We start from the raw sequence: 18,437 nt of genomic DNA, 5'->3' as shown, positions 1-18,437 counted from the left end.
TGACGACTGTAACCGAAATAGTGACTTCTTACAGAGTGAAGAGAGCAGAGCTATTGAGGCCGCGCTCGCCTCCGCCCTCGCGGTCGAGCAGAGCCTGCTTGACGTGCGTGCCCCAGGCGAAGCCACCGAGTGAGCCGTCGGTGCGCAGCACTCGGTGGCAGGGCACAAAGAGCCCGGCAGCGTTGCGCGCGCAGATCGCTGCGGCAGCTCGCACCGCGCTCGGGCGCTTGAGCAGTTCGGCAAACTCGGCGTAGCTGACGGGCTGACCTGGCTCGAGCTCGCGCAGCGTGCTCCACCCGAGGTTCTGCAGTTCGGTGCCGTGCTGCAAGACCTCGACCGACGCGAGCCGTGAGGGCTCACCGTCGTAGTAGGCAACGACGGCTTCGGCCGCGGGGGTCGCGCCGGTGCCGAGAGAATCGGGGCGGATCTGCCGATTGATTCTCTCAGCAAGCCCAGCCGCGTCGCTCGTCCATCCCGAGGCGAGCACCTGGGCGTTCTCGGTTGCGATGATCGTGAAGGGGCCGTCGGGCGTTGCAACGGTGTGGGCGATGGCTTTCGTGGGTGTGGTCATGAGCCTTCTTTCGGGGTAGGGGAGACGCTGGGGGTGAGCGCTGCACGCCAGAGGTGTGCGCTCAGGTAGCTGCGCCAGGGGGCGAGGCGCGTTGCCCATTCGGCGAGTGATTTGGCCTCGCTTGCGAGCCCCGCACGTTTTGCCCCGGCCCGGAGTGCGCTGTCGCCAGGCAGGAAGACATCTGGGTCGCCGATCGTGCGCATGCGCACGTAGTCGGCTGTCCACGGGCCGATCCCGGGGCGTTCGAGCAGGGTGCGTCGTTGTTCGGTCGCATCGTCGGCCGAGGTGAGGGCGAGAGAGCCGTCGGCGAGAGCCGCGGCGGTAGCCGTGATGGCTTGAATGCGAGCCTTCGGGCCACGGAGCACCTCGTGCCCGTGCTCGGCGATCGTTGCCATGCTGGGAAAGAGGAGGCGTTGCTGGCTCGTTGTACCCTCGACCGGCTGCCCGAGAGCGGTCACGAGCGAGATCAGCATCGTTCGGGCCGAGACAACCGTGATTTGCTGGCCGACCATTGCCCTGATGAGCATCTCGTGCGCGTCGGCGGCACCGGGAACTCGAATACCCGGAGTGCGCGCCACGAGCGGTGCGAGCGCTTCGTGGCGCGAGAGCATGGTGTCGATCGCGTTGGGGTCGGCATCGAGGTCGAAGAGACGGCGCACCCGCGCCACGAGGAGGCCGAGGTCAGAAAGCTCGGTGACCTGCGCGCGCAGGCGCACCCTGTCGCCCCGTTTCGGGTCTTCACGAAGCTCGAACCAGGCCGGGCCTCCGGGGAGCGCGAGGGTGCGGGAGAACGAGGTTTCGTCTGCTGCCTCCATGCCCGGAACAGCGCGGGCTGCCATCCAGTCAAAGATGCCACGAAGGTCAAAAGGTTCGCGTGCGGGGAGCACGAGGTCGATGGCACCCGCGACGGTGGCTGGGCCGCGGCGATGGTGCCGAAGTTCGGTCGGGGTCATGCCAAAGACCTCTTGAATGGTGTCGTTGCACTGTCGAATGCTGCCAAACCCCGACGAAAAGGCGACCTCTGCGACGGTGAGCTGAGTGCCTGTGAGGAGCAGCCTCGCGGTGTGCGCCCGGTGCGACCGGGCGCGAGCCAAGGGGCCTGCACCGAGTTCTGCGGTGAGGAGTCGGTTGAGGTGCCGGGAGGAATACCCGAGCTGCGCTGCGAGCGCCTGCACGCCCTCACGTTCGACGACACCATCGGTAATGAGCCTCATTGCGCGCCTCGCAACATCGCTGCGAAGGTTCCACTCGGGCGAACCGGGTGCGGCCTCTGGCAGGCAGCGCTTACACGCACGGTAACCGGCCTCGTGGGCAGCGGCACTGGTGAGGTAGAACGTGACGTTTGACGGTTTCGGTGTGCGAGCTGGGCACGAGGGGCGGCAGTATATTCCGGTTGAGCGCACCGCCGTAATGAACTGGCCGTCGAAGCGAGGGTCGCGCGAGGCGACGGCGTTATAGCGCTCATCGAAGGTCGTCGGTGCCTGGGTCATGGGCTTAGCTTGCCACGACGAGATGTGTGCTTCTCGCGGGAATCGGACATCGCGGTGGAGGCCGTGTCAGGGGTAAATCGGGCTGGTCGGCTGAATTGGCTTGGGCGCAGTCGTTTCAGCGGCCTTTCCTCAAAGGCGCTACAAAGGTAGACTTGCGGCTGGGGAAGCGCCTATGGCGCGTATTGAAAGTCATAAGCGTACTCGTATGCATGGGGACGTGAAGGGGAAATAACGTGAAAAAACTCTCAGGACACCGTGGTTCTGGTGGTCGTTCGATCAACCGGGTAGGGGTTGCTGTCTTGTTGACGGGGCTATTGTTCGGTAGTTCGGCCTTTTCTGCCCAGGCGGTCGGCAGCGAAGCTGATTACAGCCGGCATCGTGATGCACAGATGTCTGAGACGCTGGTCGATCTTGCGGGGGTTGCTGACAGTGAAGAAAACGTCAGTGATGAGCTGGCGGTTCGCATCCCGTTACTCAAGGAGCCGGGAAATCCCGATAGTCCCGAGGAAGATGATGACATCGCACATGAGATTCAGGTGAGCGCAGACGGAAAATTTGCGTACGGGCGTACCTCTCGGCTTCGAGATCATGGCATCATCATCTTTGATCTTGAGAAGCGCTTGCACATTGAAACGCGATTGTCTCCGTACAAGGGCTACCTCCGTTTTTCGCTCAGCGCGGCGAAGAATGCAAACGTTCTCGCGTACGTAGAGTGTGCCAATTGTGCCGTCGGCGCTGAAGGAGATCGCATGGTCATCTTGCTCGACACGACAACCAACACAGAGATCGCACGGTACGGGCTGCCTCATCGCGCGGATAGCCTCATAGAAATCTCTGACGACGGTAAAACTGTTTTCATTCTGGCTGAGGACGGGCGTGGAACCCAACTCTTGAAACTGGATACACAGACTGGGGAGATTACTGAGGGCCCTAAGTTTTCGAACCTTTTGTATGGAAGCACCTTGGCTTTGAATCCGGATGGGTTGAGCCTTGCTGTGTCTCTTGGGGTGACGGTTGATTTTGATCCGGGAATCCTGATGGTCGTCAACGCTGAAACGTTGGAGGTGAGCGCCGGCCCCTTCATTAATGAGCATGTCATGTACTTGAATGATTTGACCTATGACAGTTCTGGAGCCTTTGTAATTGGTGTAGAAACAACGGGTTTGGTGGTTAGCGCTTCGCCCCAAGACGGAACCACGCTGAGGCGCATTACGCATGGGTTGCCCTTCAACGGCATCGTGCCCGTTCCTCATCAAGATCGAGCTTGGCTTGTCTCGGAAAACGAAACGCAGGTGTTCGTCGCTGACTTTGAAACTGGGGCGCTCTTGCCAAGTCACCGTGAACTTCCCGGGGCTGGGAATAGCTTCACACAGACTACTAACGGTGATCTTGTGGTCTCGAACGGTGGGTGGTGGGAAGTCGACTGCAGTATTTCTGTGTTGCTTGCTCCTGAAGTGACTTCGCAGCCGGTTGATGCTGAGATCTCGACTCTCGGTGAGAGCGTGCAATTTGAAGCGAGCCTGAACGGTGTGAAAGCCGATCTCGATAGCGGTGTGACATGGCAGTCATCGGCTGACGGTGAGACGTGGAACGACCTTGAGGAGCACACGACGACGCTGCAGCTGACTGCTGATGCCGAGGCGGTGGCTTTGCAGTATCGCATGAGCTATACCGATGAGTTCTGGGGTCAGACGGGCGCTACTGATGCAGTGCGTATCGTTGGTGTGCAGCCGGTGATTACGTCTGCCCCGTTTGCGGTGAAGACGAAGGTGGGTGAGTCGCTTGACCCGGTGACGGTGACGGCTACTGCGCAGCCAGGCTACACCTGGTCGGTCGAGGGGTTGCCCGCAGGGCTTTCGTTTGATGCTGAGACCGGGGTGTTGAGTGGAACCGCGACCGAGGCGGGCACCTTCACGGTGACGGTAACGGTGACTGATGTGTTTGGTACGGCATCGCAAGAAAGCACGATCACGGTTGTCTCAAATGAGGGCGGCGGTGACGACGACGGTGACGACGGCGACAACGACGGTGATGACGCCGATAGCGACGACGGCACGAACGGTACCATCGATGACGGGAAAGATCCGCTGCCGAATACCGGCTCTGAGGCTATGGTGATGGTCGCGATCGCCGCGGTTATCGCACTCGGTGCTGGCGTGGCCGTCGTGATTGCACGACGCCGAAGCCTGACCGATAACGCAGACGCCTAAGAGCGACATCAGCGGTGCAGATGAGGGGCGGGCGCTTCGGCGCTCGTCCCTTTTCTGTCAGCGGGGCAGCACAGCAGATTCATAAGCTGCGGGGTTACTCTCGCACTATGAGCACACCAGCACCGGCCTCGCGCCGACCACTGTCGCTTGATGATGAGGTCACGATTACCCCGAACGAGCTTCGCCTCGTAGGCGATGAGCTGCAACGATTCATGCTCGAATACCGCTTCGCGATGCAAGAGATTGAGACAAAACTTGCGATTTTGCGAGAAGAGTTCGTGCACATGCACGAGTACAACCCGATCGAGCATGTTTCAAGCCGCTTGAAGACCCCGGAAAGCCTCATCTCGAAGGTCGAGCGGCGAGGCGTGGCGCCGACCCGCGAAGCGATCCGCCAAGAAATTCAAGATATTGCCGGGGTACGGGTCACATGCTCGTTCATTCGCGATGTCTATCGGCTCTATGACTTGCTCACGAAACAAGACGACATCACCGTGGTCGAGGTCGAAGACTACATCGCTGAGCCGAAAGAGAACGGCTACAAGAGCCTGCATGCGATTCTGTCAGTGCCGGTTTACCTCTCGAGCGGGCGAGTCGATGTTCCCGTTGAAGTGCAGTTTCGCACGATCGCGATGGATTTTTGGGCGAGTCTTGAGCACAAAATTTATTACAAATATCAGCGACAAGTGCCCGGCCAGCTACTCGCCGAGCTGAAAAACGCTGCTGAGATTGCTGCCGAGCTCGACACCCGTATGCAGAGTCTGCACGTACAAATGCACGGCGAACCGCCCGCAACCTCACCCATCAACCTCGAAGAGATTCGCGAGGTGCGTGACCGCATACGCCGGGCGTAACTCACCCCAGACATGCGTGTGCCCGAAACGGTAGGAGAAGAACCGTTTCGGGCACACTGCAGGGGTGAGAGAGAGCTTACTTCTCCCAGCCCACGTTCTCGACGGGGGTTACCCCGAAGAGGTCGAGGCCCGTGTAAGGCTCAGGCGTGAGGTTCGCGAGACCTTCTTTCACGACCGCGATTTCGGGGCCGTTGTAGAGCGGGATGATGCCCCAGGTCTCTTTCATGATCTCTGACTCGAGATCCATGGCTGCAGCGGTCTGCTGCTCTGCATCGGTGATCGAAGCGACCTCCTTGGCGATGCGCTCGTCGATCTCGGGGGTGCCCGTGCTCGAGAGGTTCAGGCCCGAGTCAGAGCAGTAGACCTGGCAGAACCAAGCTGCGCCGAAGGGGTCGCCCGAGGTGAACCGCAGTGACGATACATCCCAGTTCTTCGAGGTGAGGTCATCACCGAATGCCTGCGACGGGCGAACATCGACCTTGAGGTCGAAGCCGACCTCTTTGAGTGAGGCCTGCATGGCCTGCGCGAGGCTTGCCTGCGTGCTTGAGTCTGACCAGATCGGGTAGACCGCTTCGAGACGCACACCATCTTTTTCGCGAATGCCGTCAGAACCCGGCTCCCAGCCCGCCTCGTCGAGCAGCTTCTTCGAAGCCTCAGGGTCGTACGAGTAGCCTGCCTCAGCGAGCGCGTCTTTGTACCCGGGCTGGAAACTGTAGAGGGTGAACGAGCCGGCGTCGGGCTCAGAGTAGCCGAGGCCTTGCCATGCGATTTCCTTCTGCTGGTCGCGGTCGACCGCCTTGAAGAAAGCCTCGCGCACCTTGACGTCTTCGAACTGGGGGCGCTCGGCGTTGAGCTGCAACAGGCTGTTTGCCGTTTGCTGGGCTCGGTACGTGACGGTACCCTCGACGTTTTCAACCTGTGAGAGCTCGTTCTGAGCGTTCGCGGCTACCTGATCGATCTCACCGTTCTTAAACGCGTTGATTGCGGCGCTTGACTCGAGCTGGCGAAAGGTCACCTTGTCGAGTAACGGCTTATCGCCCCACCACTCTTCGTTGGGTACGAACTCAACGAGGCCCGACTTCGTGTCGAACGTCTCGACTTTGTAAGGGCCCGCGCCGAGTTCGGGGCGGGGGTCGTTGATGAAGCTTTCATTGAAGTCATCGGGCGTCGACACCTTCGGGTGAATGATCGACATGAACGGCATCTCTGGCCAAGCGAACTCGCCGTCGTAGGTGACGATCGCGGTCTTCGGGGTGTCACCCTGCTCGACCGACTTGATGCCCTGGTAGCCGTCAATCGCGTTCGGGTTGAAGCCCTCGTCGTACGAGCGCTGTGTCTTCCACGTCGCTTCGATGGCCGTCCAATCCATGTCGGTGCCATCGTTCCAGTGTGCTTCGTCGGTGAAGGTGAACGTGATTTGTGTGTTGCCGTCGACGACCTCGTGCTCCCAGACGTCAAGGTAGGCGTCGTTCTTGTAGGGCGTGCCGTCTGGCTCCATGAGAATCACCTGCGGGCGAAACCATGATGCGAGGCGAGCTGTGTATGCGTTCGCATCGCTGTTGGCGTCGTTCATCTGCGTGGGCAACGTCGTGAGTGGGAAGCGAACCTCGCCGCCCTCTTGCAGGTTCTCACGCGGTTGGGGGTTGTAGTCGGCCTCTTTCACCTCGGCTGCCGGCTTGTCGCCGGGCTTCTCGTCTCCCGACGCACACGCCGAGAGCGCAAGCGCCGCTGCAGCGGTGAGCGCGAGGGCGCCGATGAGTGGTTGTTTCTTTCTCATGATGCTCCTTGTAGGTTGGTGACGCTTCGAGCAGGGCGCTCTGTTTCGTCGGTGGAACTCTGTTTCGCTTCCAGTTACGGTGCGAGGGTCGTGGTGGCTGCCGCTCTTGCGATGCGCCGCTCCCGTTCGACCTTGGGATCGGGAATGGGAATCGCTGCGAGCAGTGACTTGGTGTACGGGTGCTGGGGCCGGTCGAATACATCGTCGACCTCGCCCTGTTCGACGAACTCGCCGTGGTACATGACCGCGACCCTGTCGGCGATGTGGCGCACGACTGAAAGGTCGTGCGCGACGAAGAGGTACGAGAGCCCGAGTTTCGCTTTGAGTTCATTGAGGAGGTTCAGTACGCCGGCCTGAATCGACACGTCGAGGGCCGAGACGGGTTCGTCAAGCACAATGATGCGGGGCTCGGTTGACAGCGCACGGGCGATGCCGATGCGCTGGCGCTGCCCGCCCGAGAAAGCGGCGGGAAAACGGTCGATGTGCGCGGGGTTGAGCCCGACGAGCTCCATGAGCTCGCTGACTCGAACGTGCGCATCGTCTTTGCTCATCCCGTTGGCGACCAAGGGCTCGGCAATGACGTCGGCGATGGTCATGCGCGGATCGAGCGAGCCCATCGGGTCCTGGAAGACGATCTGAATATCTCGCCTGAGTTTGCGCTCTGCGGCACGGCTTCGCACGTCGGCGACGTTGGTGCCCGCGATGATGACCTCGCCTGGCTCCTGCGGCGCGAAATCCATCACCTCGAGAAGCGTCGTTGTTTTGCCCGAGCCTGACTCGCCGACGATCGCGACGGTCTCGCCCTCGTGCACGTCGAAGCTCACGTTCTTGACCGCGTGCACTTCGCCGACCTTGCGCTTGACGAGTGCGCCCTTGAGCATCGGGAAGGTTTTGCAGAGCCCGCGTACCTCGAGGGTCTTGGGGCGTTGGTCGCGGGGCAGCGCTTCGACGGGATTTTCTAGAGGCTCTGGAATGGGGTAGACGGGTGAGCCATCGATCGTTCCCGTGCCGCTGATCTCGTCAGAGCGCAGGCACGCGGCGAGGTGCGTTTCGCCCGCGACCGGAACGAGCGGTGGCTCTTCGACGCGGCACGCAGCCTGAGCAATGGGGCAACGGTCGGCGAAGGGGCAGCCGGGCGGCAGGTTGATGAGAATCGGCGGGTTGCCCTTGATCGGCACGAGCGGCTGGTCAGACGACTGGTCGACCCGGGGAATCGCGCCGAGAAGGCCGATCGTGTACGGCATCTTGGGCCGTGAGAATAGCTCATCGACCGGTGCGTGCTCGACCGGCCGGCCCGCGTACATGACGAGCACGTCGTCGGCGGTTCTCGCGACCACGCCCATGTCGTGCGTGATCATGATGAGGGCCGCGCCGGTCGTCTCCTGCGCCGTTTGCATGAGATCGAGAATTTGCGCCTGAATGGTCACGTCGAGGGCGGTCGTCGGCTCGTCAGCGATGATGAGCTTTGGGTTATTGGCCATGGCGATCGCGATGACGACGCGTTGGCGCATGCCGCCAGAAAACTCGTGCGGAAACGCTTTCATGCGACTCTGCGGGTCGGTGATGCCCACGAGCCGCAGCAGCTCTTCTGCTCGGCGTACGGCTTCGCGCTTACCGAGACGCTGGTGCGTGGTGAGGGCCTCGATGAGCTGGTCGCCGATCGTGTAGACCGGTGTGAGCGAGGTGAGCGGGTCTTGAAAGACCATCGAGATGCCGTTGCCGCGTACTACCGAGAGCTGTTTGTCGCTCAGCGAGAGGAGCTCGCGACCCTCGAACATGACCGAGCCACTCACGCTTGCGTTCTCATCGAGCAGCCCCATGATTGCGAGCGCGGTGACTGACTTGCCCGAGCCTGACTCGCCAACGATGCTGAGGGTTTTTCCGGCCTCGAGGTCGAAGCTCACGCCGCGCACGGCGTCGACCCGACCTGCTTCAGAGGGGAACGAAACCGTGAGGTTCTTGACTGAGAGGGTTGGGGTGGTCATGCGCGGCCTCCTGCGGCAGAGGTGGGGTCAAACGCGTCGCGAAGCCCGTCGGCGATGAGGGCCATTGACACGGTGAGAAGGGTGAGGGCGAGGGCGGGGAAGGCAAAGAGCCAGGGAGCATTCGTGATGCTGCCTGCACCGTCGCCAATGAGCGAGCCGAGCGAGACATCGGGAAGCTTCACGCCGAAGCCGATGAACGAGAGCCCGGTCTCGGTCATGACGGCGCTGACGACGCCGAGGGTGAAGTTCACGACGAGCAGCGAGCCGATGTTCGGCAAAAGGTGACGCACGACAACGCGAATTCCGCCAACGCCCATGTACCTGGCTGCACGAACATACTCGCGTTCGCGAAGCGACAGCGACATGGTCCAGATGATGCGCGCTGGGAGGTACCAGCCCACGAGAATCATGATGAGCGAGATGACTCGCCAGTCGCCGCCTGAAGCGTTCGAGAGAATCGAGAGCAACAGGAAGGTGGGAATCACCATGAGGAAGTGGATCACGAGCAGCGTGGTTCGTTCGATGACCCCACCGAAGTAGGCTGCGATCGTGCCGACGAATGCCGAGAGCACGGTGGTGCCGATCGAGACCGAGAGCGCGATCATGAGCGAACGCTGGAGCCCCGTCGCGACCTGAGCGAAGGTGTCGTGCCCGCCGACACTCGTGCCGAACCAGTGCTCGGCGCTCGGCGGTGAGGTGAGCGCGAGGAAATCCATGTCGGTGTGGCTGTAAGGGCTGATGAGTGGGCCAGCGATCGCGAAGAGAGCGATGAGAATAAAGACGCCGAGGCCCGCGATGGCTGGCTTGTTGCGCGCGAAACGGCGCGTGTAGAGGCGCAGGTTCGAGGTACGGCCCCTCGGCGCATGCGGCGATGCAACGTTGGCTTTGGTCATTGGAGTCATCATGGTTAGCTCACCCGCACTCTCGGATCAAGGATGACGACGGCGATGTCGGCGAGCAGAGCGCCAATCGCGGTGAGCACTGCGCCGAAGGCGGCGATTGCAACCGTGCCGTGAATGTCGTTGTTAGCGATGGTGTCGAGAAAGTAGCTGCCCATGCCGTTCCAGCCGAAGATCTTCTCGCTAATCACGGCGCCCGTGAACACCGTGGGAATCGTGAAGGCCACCTGCGTCGCGACCGGAATGAGCGAGGTGCGAAGCGCGTGGCGGCGAATAGCCTGGGGCTTCGTGAGCCCCTTTGCCCGGGCGGTACGCACGTAGTCGGCGCTGATGTTGTCGAGCAGCAGCGAGCGCTGTAAGAAGTGGATCGAGGCGTACTGCACGAGCACGAGCGCGATCGTTGGTAGCGCGAGGTGTTGCAGGGTGTCTATGAGGACCGGGAAGAAGCCCGTCACCCCCGTACTTGACGACCCCGTCACGAAGAAGATGCGGGTTCCGGCCGCGTCGTTGATGGCGATGCCGAGCATCACGACGGCGAAGGCCGCGACGACGATGGGCACGTTCATTGCGATGATTGAAACCGCCTGCCCAGACGGTCGGCGAATTTGTACTGGCGCGAGGCGGTGAACACGCCAAGACCGATACCGATGAGGGTCGCGAGGATCGTGGCGCCAAGCACGAGTTCGGCGCTCACCCAGATGCGGTACGAGACCTCTTCATTGACCGACTGGCCGACGGGGCTCAGACCCCAGTCCCACCTCGTGACGATTCCTCCGAGCCAGTTCCACCAGCGCTCCCACAGCGGCACGGTGTCGCTCAGGTTGCGTGGCAACAGCTGGTTGACGATTTGCTCTTCGGTCGCTGGAGGGCGGCGCCCGATGAAGTTATTGCGTGGGTCAAGGAAGCCCCAGGCAAGAAAATAGGTGAGGTTGGTTGCCACAAAAATGAGGGCGAGCCATCCGAAAAATCTACGGAGGAGATACCTGGTCAATCTGTTCCTCTTGGGTCAGCGTCGTTGCATGATCGCTCGCCGGTGGGTGCTGGCGAGTGTGCACAAAAGAGACGCAACGGGGTGTGTCGCGATCTGCAAAAGTGCTCGTAAATTCACCCAAACACACATCTTCGTGCGAGTGTTCTTCGTTACCCTGTTGTTGCGAAAGGGTAAGGTATCTCACAAATGAACAGCGTGTTCAAATAGTAGATTTTGGTGAAACAAGCGAAATTCCAGACGAAGGATTACATTACGTCTTGCGGCATCTTTCATATTGCTCGCGAGTAGCTTCCGCAGAAGCGAACGCGAATTTGTCCAGAAAAGCGGTTGGGCTTTTTTGCCCGTCGCTACTTCATTTTGGGCTTTGGCAGGTGCCAGCCCATCTTGTACGAAGTAAGGCGTAGTCCCGTTGCCAAGATTCCTCCGACCACCGAAGCGGTCACGAGGTACCCGGTAAACCACGTGATGGTCATCGCGACCGTGGCGCCGAGAATCGCCGATACGGCGTAGAGCTCGCGCGTGAGAACCCCAGGAATATCGTTGACGAGCACATCGCGAATAACACCACCGCCGATTGCGGCGACGGTGCCGATAAAGACGCTGGTGAGCGGATCGAAGCCTTCCGTGACCCCAACCGCAGCACCGTAGGCCGCGAAGACGCCGAGGCCGAATGCGTCAGAGATGATCTCTGCGCGGCGAATGCGCGCGAGCCCAGGGTGAAAGAAGAACACGAACAGTGACCCCGCAATCGCGGTGCCCCAGTAAGGCCAGTGCACGAAGGCGACGGGTGGCTGCACACCAATGATGAGGTCGCGAATGATGCCGCCACCAATACCGGTCGCGGTACCCACCACGAGAATGCCGAGCAGGTCGAGGTTTCGGCGCACGCCAACGAGGCCGCCAGAAATGGCGAAGGCAAGAATGCCAAAGATCCACAGGGCTTCAAAGACGATTTCACTGGTCGCTGTCACATGAATATTCTACGAGGTCGTCTGCGGGGGTTCTCTCTTCTGTGACAGACATTGGCACAGGTTCGTAAAAGCGTGCGAGCGATCAGGAACGAGTGTTATGTTGGTCGCGTGAACTATCGAGAGCTGTACGCACAGCGTCAGGAGGTCGTCGGCGAAGCATTAGCCGACGGCGATTAGCACGACCACGAGGCCACATCGAGCGAGCTGCTCGACTGTGGCCACCGAATCGAACCCTCACGCACTATTCCCGGGGGCTTGTTTGGCGTGCGTTTCGCAACGAACATTCGGGGCCCCAGAAAGCTTCTCATGCAACCACTCACAGAAACGCTCATTCGTGCATCATTCGTGAATGCCTCGCGCAAAGAGGTTAAAGACCTCTCGCTTGCTCCCTCCTTCGAGACGCTCAGCGACACCGATTGGCAAAAGCTCGACTACCTTGGCTGGCGTGACCCAAAGTTTGCCCGCAGGGCATACGTGGTCGTGCCGAGGATTGATGCGAGCGAGCCGCCGATCGGCGTCATGCTCAAACAAGCCGAGGCTTCACCTCGGTCACGCGCCATGTGCAACTGGTGCCAGGACGTTCGGCTGCCCAACGAGGTGGTGTTCTGGGCCGCGAAGCGCGTTGGCGACGCCGGGCGTAGGGGCAACACCGTCGGAACCCTCATCTGCCGTGATTTTCAGTGCTCGAAAAACGTGCGCAATGATCCGCCTCCCGCATATGAGGGGTATGACGTTGCCGCGGCTCGCGAACTGCGTATTGAAAACATGCGCCTACGGGCCGATGGCTTCGCCGAGATGCTCGTGACCGGCCGATAACACAGTGGAGGTCTCGCATCGTGCCATACGGTGCGAGACCTCCACTGATCGTGAGAGTGCCGAGCTTAGCGGTGGGCTGCCTTGCGGCGAACGCCGTAGAGCGTGACCCCTGCTCCGGTTGCCAGGAGCGCGCCAGCGGCGGCGATCAGGGCGGTGGCATCTGCGCCGCCTGTCTGAGCGAGCTGCTCCTTGGGCGCGGGCTTTGGTGCAGGCTCGGGTTTTGGCGCTGGCTCCGGCTTGGGCGCGGGCTCTGGGTCTGGCTTGGGCTCAGGGTCCGGCTTTGGCTCCGGGTCGGGCTTGGGCTCAGGCTCTGGATCCGGGATGGCCGGCAGCGTGACTGAACAGCCTGCGACAGTGTCCGTGAGCTCGGCATCGGCCTCCCAGGTTTCGGAGTTGACCGAGAACTTGCCGCTTGTGTACGTCGAGCTGAAGCTCTCGAAGAGGGCGACTTCGCCCTCGGCGGTATCAGGAAGCGTGACGGTGAACTGCAGCACGCCCACTGAGTCGTCACCGCTGAACATCGGCAAAAGGTAGTCATCGGGCTTGACCTGCACACCTGAGGCGTCTGAACGCGCGTCGAGATCTTGCAGCCACACGATGTTACCCGTGTTCTCGTCGATCTTTGCGCTCTCCCAAGGCGCCGACTCCTTCTTGAGGTACTCTGTGATGACGACTGAAACGCCGTCATCGTCGGGTTCTGTCGCGACCGACTGTGAGATCGAAAGGTCAGAAACACTGAGCGCCGGGTTGAGCGTCACGGTGTTGGTGGCGAGTCGCAAGTTCTCGGGCTCAAGTGGCAGCGGTACGAAGTAGTTGCCCTTATTGCTCGGTGAAGCAAACGACTTGAAGTCACTCACCGTCACCTCGTAGCTGCGCTCACTGGCCTGGGTGACGAGCACGTTGTACACGTCGCCGTTTCCCCAGTAATGACAAACCGTATCCCCTACCTCAGCGTGAGCCGCAGTACTGCCGAGCAGTACCGATCCGCCAAAAAAGGCGGTTGCGACGACGGAGGCCCCAATCCTCATTTTTTTCATAGTAAGGCAATGCTAGACCGAGGTAGATGATACCGCTAGTGGCAAGCGGTTGTTTTCGCGACCAATGATGTTCAGCGGCGGGATTTGCGGTAGCCGTCAATCGCACCGGTGCCCGCGGCGATAGCCCCAAAAAGCACAGCACCGATGGGCCAAATGACCCATGCAATATGCCAAGCGCTGCCGATGAAACCCCAAGCGAGGAAAATCGCGGTGAGCAGCGGCCAGTAGAAAGCGGCAACGACACCGGTGATGCCGCGCTCGGCCTCTTCAGGCTCGGTCGCTCGGGCAAATTCAGTACCCCGACTCAGTGTCTCTGCGACTGAGTGTGCCCATGCTGAGGGAATCAGTACGGCGAGGCCGGCGGCGACGAAACACAACAGGGCTGCCACGGCAAGAACAACCCAGAAACTCTTCTGTGGTGACTCCTCGATGAGTAGCGCAGCAGCAATGACTGGAACGGGCGAAAGGATCCACAGCGTGATGGCGATCTGGAGTGCTCTGATGCGACCACCCTCGTGCTGTTTCGCGAGGCTCTGTGACCAGACAGCGACCTCGTGGCTCGGTGAGAAGTGATGCTCGCGAATGCGTCGGTACGGTTCGGTCTCCCGTGAAGTCGTGACGATCATCACGACTCCGATCGCGACGAATGCGAGAAGCGTCAGGATGCCCGCGAATGTTGCTGCACTCGGCGAAAGGCTCGCAAAGACGTTTGCCTCGGCTGCTGCGGGGAGCGTGATGATGGCGATGGGCGAGAGTACGAAGAGTGCGACGGCAGTGCTGACCCGAAAGCGAATGGCGTTTTGGGCCTGCGCGTACCCTTTCGCCTCTTCAAGCGTGACTGGAGTGTTTCGAGGGCCCTGCCAGGCTGCGGGCTGGGGTTGGGGCTGTGGGTGGGGCTCGGGGCTGGGGCTCGCGGGTGACCCGATGTCGGTTGAGATGCCAAGCACTGGCGCAATTTCTTCGAGGTTGCCAAAATCGCGAATGACCTGGCCAACGGCCTCGTTTTCAGAGTGCCCTTCGGCGATGAGCCCTGCGTAGGCATCTTCCATCATGGCGCGGAGTTCGAGCTTGGCCTCGAGTAGCCGCGGAGTTTGTGGGTAGGTGCTGAACATAGTCTCGAGGTAGGCAATGATGACGTTCACTGTGGGGCTCCTTCAATGAATTTGTCGACAACGATTTTGGTGCTCTGCCACTCGGCGACCTTGAGCGCGTAGTGCGCGAGGCCCGATTCGGTGAGCTGGTAGTAGGTGCGAGGTTTGCCGCTCGGCGAGACGCCGGCTGAGGAGCTGACAAAGCCTGATGCTTCGAGCCGCTTCACTGCCGAATAGAGCGTGGTTTGTTTGATCGTGTACATCTCGCCGCTCACTGCAGTGATGCGTTGGGCGAGTTCGTATGCATACGAGGGACCCGAGCGGAGGAGGGAGAGGACCATGAGGTCGACGTAGCCGCGAATGGCATCGGCGCTGATCATGTGACTCCTTTCAATTGCATGCTACTGCAAACATACTACGTCACGAGTAGTATGACAAACGTAGCGTCAAGGGTTAATGTTTGAATTGTCTATACTTTTCAGGCAATGAGTGTTACTGTCTCATTGGCAGATACCGCGCTATGGGAGACACGATGAACGCTTTGCACTATGACGACATACGACGCATCGACTACCGAGGGGTCCCTCAGCCAGATTTTTCAACGCTCCCACGAGCTGAACTGAGCGTTGAAGACGCAGCCGAGACCGTGCGCCCGGTATGCGACGATGTGCGTGATCGTGGCGGCGTTGCGGTTCGTGAGATCACCAAGCGTTTCGACGGTGTCGATGTGCCCCGCACAAGGGTGCCAGCGGCGGCGCTCGCCGAGGCGCTCGAGGCGCTTGATCCCGCCGTGCGTGAAGCGCTGACCGAGTCAGTACGCCGTGCCAGGATTGTGCACGAGGCGCAACGGCCCAACGACGTGACGGTGCAGGTTGCCGACGGGGCGACCGTGACCGAGCGGTGGGTCGCGGTAGACCGAGTTGGGCTATACGTGCCGGGCGGTTTGACCGCCTACCCGAGCAGCGTCGTGATGAACGTCATACCCGCACAGGTTGCCGGGGTGCGCTCGCTCACCGTCGCCTCTCCGCCGCAACGTGACACTGGCTTGCCGCACCCGGTCGTGCTCGCCGCGTGTGAGCTTCTCGGTGTCGATGAGGTGCACGCCGTTGGTGGTGCCCAAGCGATTGCCGCCTTCGCGTACGGAACCGACGAGATCGACCCGGTTGATCTCGTGACCGGCCCCGGCAACGTTTTTGTTGCTGCGGCTAAGCGTCTTCTGAAGGGTGTCATCGGCATCGACTCTGAGGCTGGGCCGACCGAGATCGCCGTGTTGGCTGACGACTCAGCCAACGCTCAGCACGTCGCTGCAGACCTGCTCTCGCAGGCTGAGCATGATCCGCGAGCTGCTGCGCTGCTCGTCACTGACTCTGAAGCGCTCGCCGAAGCCGTCGCGCACGAGATGGTTCGCCAGGCGCAAACCGCCGAAAATCGTGAGCGCATTGTTGTGGCGCTTCGCGACCAGTCAGCGCTCGTGCTTGTCGATTCGATTGACGTAGGGCTCGCTGCGGTGAACCACTGGGCACCAGAACACCTCGAGGTCATCACTCGTGATGCAGAGCGCGATGCGGCGCGCGTGCGCAACGCTGGAGCCGTGTTCATCGGGCCGTACTCGCCAGTGAGCCTCGGTGACTACCTCGCCGGTTCGAATCACGTCTTGCCCACTGGTGGCACGGCCCGGCACAGTTCGGGGCTTTCGGTGCAGAGCTTTGTGAAGGGCATTCACGTGGTGAACTACGACCAGCGGGCGCTCACCGAGGTTGCCGATCATATTGCGGCGATCGGCGGCGCCGAGAAGCTGCATGCGCACGTCGCTGCGGTACAGGTGCGTGTCGCAGGAGGCGCGGCATGAGCCAGATCTTGCCACCCCTTCAGGAACGTTTGCAAGGCAAGGAGCCCTACGGCGCCCCGCAAATTGATGTTCCAGTGAGGCTCAATACGAACGAGAGCCCCTTTGCGCTGAGCGATGCGCTCGTCGCCGATATTGCGACAGCCGTTGCCGCAGCCGCACGCGGTGCGAACCGGTATCCAGACCGCGACGCCACACTCTTGCGGGAGCACCTCGCAGGATACCTTGCAGAGACGACGGGGGTGACGCTGCCCGTATCGAGCCTCTGGGCGGCCAACGGCTCGAACGAAGTGCTGCAACAGCTCCTCATGGCTTTTGCGGGGCCTGGCCGCACCGTGCTCGGGTTTGAGCCGAGCTATTCGATGCACCGAACCCTCGTCGAGGCAACCGGCGCCACCTATGAAGCCATTGACCGCGGTCCTGATTTTGGCATTTCGCTGGACGATGCGCTCGCGGCGATCGAGCGGGTAGAACCCTCGGTGATCTTCTTGTGCACCCCCAATAACCCCACCGGGGGCTCGCTGGATCCCGAGACGGTTCTTGCCATTCACGACGCGACCGATGCGCTCATCGTGCTCGATGAAGCTTACGTCGAGTTTTCGCACACGCCATCGCTCCTGCCACTCATCGAGTCTCGACCCCGCCTCGTCGTATCGCGAACCATGTCAAAGGCATTTGGGCTCGCGGGGGCCAGGGTCGGCTATCTCGCGGCCGACCGCAGGGTCATCGAGGCCGTGCTGCTCACGAGGCTGCCGTACCATCTCTCATCCATTACGCAGGCGGTTGCCCTCGCCGCACTTGAGCACCGGGCTTCGTTGCTCGCGGGTGTTGAAGCCGTGAAAGTGCAGCGCGATCGCATTGTTGCAACCCTGCGCGACCGGGGCGTGAACGTCGCCGATAGCGACGCAAACTTCGTACTCTTTCGAACCCCGGGTAGTGACGGTCACGAGGTGTGGCAGCGCTTGCTCGACCGTGGTGTGCTCATTCGCGATGTGGGGCTCGGCGGTCACCTTAGGGTCACGGCAGGGACCGAACAAGAGACCACCCGCTTTCTCGATGCGCTCGAAGAGGTCATGGGTGACACCCTGGGAGGAACGGGGCAATGAACCAGGCAGCAACGGGGCTGAAGCGCACCCCGCTTCACGAGCACCTATATGCACAGCTCAGTGAGCAGATCACGAGCGGGCGCTTCGCCGAGGGCGAGCAGTTGCCCCCGGAGCTCGAACTTGCGAGTCAGTATGGTGTGAGCCGGGGAACCGTGCGCCAGGCGATCGCGCGGCTCGCGGCCGAGGGGCTCGTTGACCGAACCGCTGGCAGGGGAACCTTCGTTTCTTCGCGCCGGCTGGTGTATGCCGCCCGAGAACTCCTCGGCTTCTCGGCGCAAATTCGTGCCAGCGGCAGGGTGCCGAGTTCACAAGTCATCGGCGTCGAGGTCGTTGACGCGAGTGCTCAAGAGCACGGCACTGTTTTTGGTGACCTGGTGCAGCAGTTGCTTTCAATCACCCGAGTGCGGCAGGCAGACGGCGAACCGATTGCGCTCGAACACCTCCTCCTTCCGTTTCCAAGATTCGCTGGTTTGCGCGACCTCAATCTCGAAGACCGTTCGATCTATGACACTCTCGAAGCGGTGTTTGGAGTGCAGCTCACGCTGGGCCAATTCTCGCTTGACATCGCCGATCTCGACGATTCGCAAGCAGCCCTGCTGGGAGAGAAGAAAGGCAGCGCGGCCTTCGCCATGAGCGGGTGCGTGCGCGACCAGCTTGGGCTCGCAGTTGTCTCGGTGCGCTCACTCTATCGGCGGGATCACTTCTCGTTTACCTTTTCAACGCCGCGTGACACCCACCAGTCGCTGCAGTATGCACAGCCGAGGTTAGTGATCGCTCCGGTCGAGTAAAATCT

At 61.1% G+C, this 18,437-nt stretch carries 17 protein-coding genes; 6 read left to right on the top strand and 11 right to left on the bottom strand.

Annotated elements, in window-relative coordinates; translation table 11 throughout:
* Window positions 1-28: 28 nt before the first annotated feature.
* Entirely contained in the window at window positions 29-571 is a 543-nt protein-coding gene (locus JSO19_RS03020; protein ID WP_270909640.1) for a methylated-DNA--[protein]-cysteine S-methyltransferase, read from the bottom strand.
* Window positions 568-2,061: an AlkA N-terminal domain-containing protein gene (locus JSO19_RS03015; protein WP_270909639.1), complete on the bottom strand. Its 1,494-nt coding sequence runs from the start codon at window positions 2,059-2,061 to the stop codon at window positions 568-570. Before JSO19_RS03015 ends, JSO19_RS03020 begins: the two co-directional genes overlap by 4 nt.
* A 233-nt stretch (window positions 2,062-2,294) precedes the next feature.
* Between JSO19_RS03015 and JSO19_RS03010 the strand changes: the two genes are divergently transcribed.
* Window positions 2,295-4,271: a putative Ig domain-containing protein gene (locus tag JSO19_RS03010; protein ID WP_270909638.1), complete on the top strand. Its 1,977-nt coding sequence runs from the start codon at window positions 2,295-2,297 to the stop codon at window positions 4,269-4,271.
* Between the two features lie 107 nt (window positions 4,272-4,378).
* Window positions 4,379-5,125, top strand: coding sequence for a GTP pyrophosphokinase (locus JSO19_RS03005; RefSeq protein ID WP_270909637.1), 747 nt, complete (start codon window positions 4,379-4,381; stop codon window positions 5,123-5,125).
* A 76-nt stretch (window positions 5,126-5,201) separates the two neighbouring features.
* On the opposite strand, the gene JSO19_RS03000 is transcribed toward JSO19_RS03005, so the two are convergent.
* The 6 genes from JSO19_RS03000 to JSO19_RS02975 form a co-directional block, all read right to left on the bottom strand.
* Complete coding sequence (locus tag JSO19_RS03000) at window positions 5,202-6,902, bottom strand: ABC transporter family substrate-binding protein (RefSeq protein WP_270909636.1); 1,701 nt, start codon at window positions 6,900-6,902, stop codon at window positions 5,202-5,204.
* Between the two features lie 74 nt (window positions 6,903-6,976).
* The gene (locus JSO19_RS02995; RefSeq protein ID WP_270909634.1) at window positions 6,977-8,887 is read right to left on the bottom strand and encodes an ABC transporter ATP-binding protein; all 1,911 of its coding nucleotides are present in this window, start codon (window positions 8,885-8,887) and stop codon (window positions 6,977-6,979) included.
* A complete protein-coding gene (locus JSO19_RS02990) occupies window positions 8,884-9,780 on the bottom strand; it encodes an ABC transporter permease (RefSeq protein WP_270909633.1) in 897 nt (298 codons plus the stop codon). The genes JSO19_RS02995 and JSO19_RS02990 overlap by 4 nt, the downstream gene beginning before the upstream one ends.
* 14 nt (window positions 9,781-9,794) lie before the next feature.
* Window positions 9,795-10,352 (bottom strand): ABC transporter permease, encoded by a 558-nt coding sequence (locus tag JSO19_RS02985; protein WP_270909632.1) that lies wholly within the window; start codon window positions 10,350-10,352, stop codon window positions 9,795-9,797.
* Window positions 10,349-10,726: a hypothetical protein gene (locus JSO19_RS02980; RefSeq protein ID WP_270909631.1), complete on the bottom strand. Its 378-nt coding sequence runs from the start codon at window positions 10,724-10,726 to the stop codon at window positions 10,349-10,351. Before JSO19_RS02980 ends, JSO19_RS02985 begins: the two co-directional genes overlap by 4 nt.
* A gap of 398 nt (window positions 10,727-11,124) precedes the next feature.
* The gene (locus JSO19_RS02975; RefSeq protein ID WP_270909630.1) at window positions 11,125-11,748 is read right to left on the bottom strand and encodes a trimeric intracellular cation channel family protein; all 624 of its coding nucleotides are present in this window, start codon (window positions 11,746-11,748) and stop codon (window positions 11,125-11,127) included.
* A gap of 306 nt (window positions 11,749-12,054) precedes the next feature.
* Here JSO19_RS02975 and JSO19_RS02970 point away from each other — a divergent pair, with 306 nt between their 5' ends.
* Complete coding sequence (locus tag JSO19_RS02970; RefSeq protein ID WP_270909629.1) at window positions 12,055-12,564, top strand: FBP domain-containing protein; 510 nt, start codon at window positions 12,055-12,057, stop codon at window positions 12,562-12,564.
* A gap of 65 nt (window positions 12,565-12,629) precedes the next feature.
* Here JSO19_RS02970 and JSO19_RS02965 read toward each other — a convergent pair whose 3' ends face one another.
* The 3 genes from JSO19_RS02965 to JSO19_RS02955 all read right to left on the bottom strand — a co-directional run bounded on the left by JSO19_RS02965 (window position 12,630) and on the right by JSO19_RS02955 (window position 15,072).
* Window positions 12,630-13,601 (bottom strand): LPXTG cell wall anchor domain-containing protein, encoded by a 972-nt coding sequence (locus tag JSO19_RS02965; RefSeq protein WP_270909628.1) that lies wholly within the window; start codon window positions 13,599-13,601, stop codon window positions 12,630-12,632.
* Between the two features lie 71 nt (window positions 13,602-13,672).
* Window positions 13,673-14,743 (bottom strand): permease prefix domain 1-containing protein, encoded by a 1,071-nt coding sequence (locus JSO19_RS02960; RefSeq protein ID WP_270909627.1) that lies wholly within the window; start codon window positions 14,741-14,743, stop codon window positions 13,673-13,675.
* On the bottom strand, window positions 14,740-15,072 hold the full coding sequence (locus JSO19_RS02955) for a PadR family transcriptional regulator (RefSeq protein ID WP_270909626.1): 333 nt from the start codon (window positions 15,070-15,072) through the stop codon (window positions 14,740-14,742). The genes JSO19_RS02960 and JSO19_RS02955 overlap by 4 nt, the downstream gene beginning before the upstream one ends.
* 152 nt (window positions 15,073-15,224) lie before the next feature.
* Here JSO19_RS02955 and hisD point away from each other — a divergent pair, with 152 nt between their 5' ends.
* From hisD to JSO19_RS02940, 3 genes are read left to right on the top strand one after another with little or no spacing between them, the layout of a single operon-like run.
* Window positions 15,225-16,541, top strand: a complete 1,317-nt coding sequence (gene hisD / locus JSO19_RS02950; protein WP_270909625.1) for a histidinol dehydrogenase — start codon at window positions 15,225-15,227, stop codon at window positions 16,539-16,541.
* Window positions 16,538-17,644 carry a histidinol-phosphate transaminase gene (locus JSO19_RS02945; RefSeq protein WP_270909623.1) on the top strand — a complete coding sequence of 369 codons (1,107 nt, stop codon included), beginning with the start codon at window positions 16,538-16,540 and terminating at the stop codon, window positions 17,642-17,644. Before hisD ends, JSO19_RS02945 begins: the two co-directional genes overlap by 4 nt.
* The gene (locus JSO19_RS02940; protein WP_270909622.1) at window positions 17,641-18,432 is read left to right on the top strand and encodes a GntR family transcriptional regulator; all 792 of its coding nucleotides are present in this window, start codon (window positions 17,641-17,643) and stop codon (window positions 18,430-18,432) included. The genes JSO19_RS02945 and JSO19_RS02940 overlap by 4 nt, the downstream gene beginning before the upstream one ends.
* Window positions 18,433-18,437: the final 5 nt, after the last annotated feature.

This window comes from Leucobacter sp. UCMA 4100 (assembly GCF_027853335.1).
Taxonomy (GTDB): domain Bacteria; phylum Actinomycetota; class Actinomycetes; order Actinomycetales; family Microbacteriaceae; genus Leucobacter_A.
This window is presented reverse-complemented; position numbering and strand designations above follow the sequence as displayed.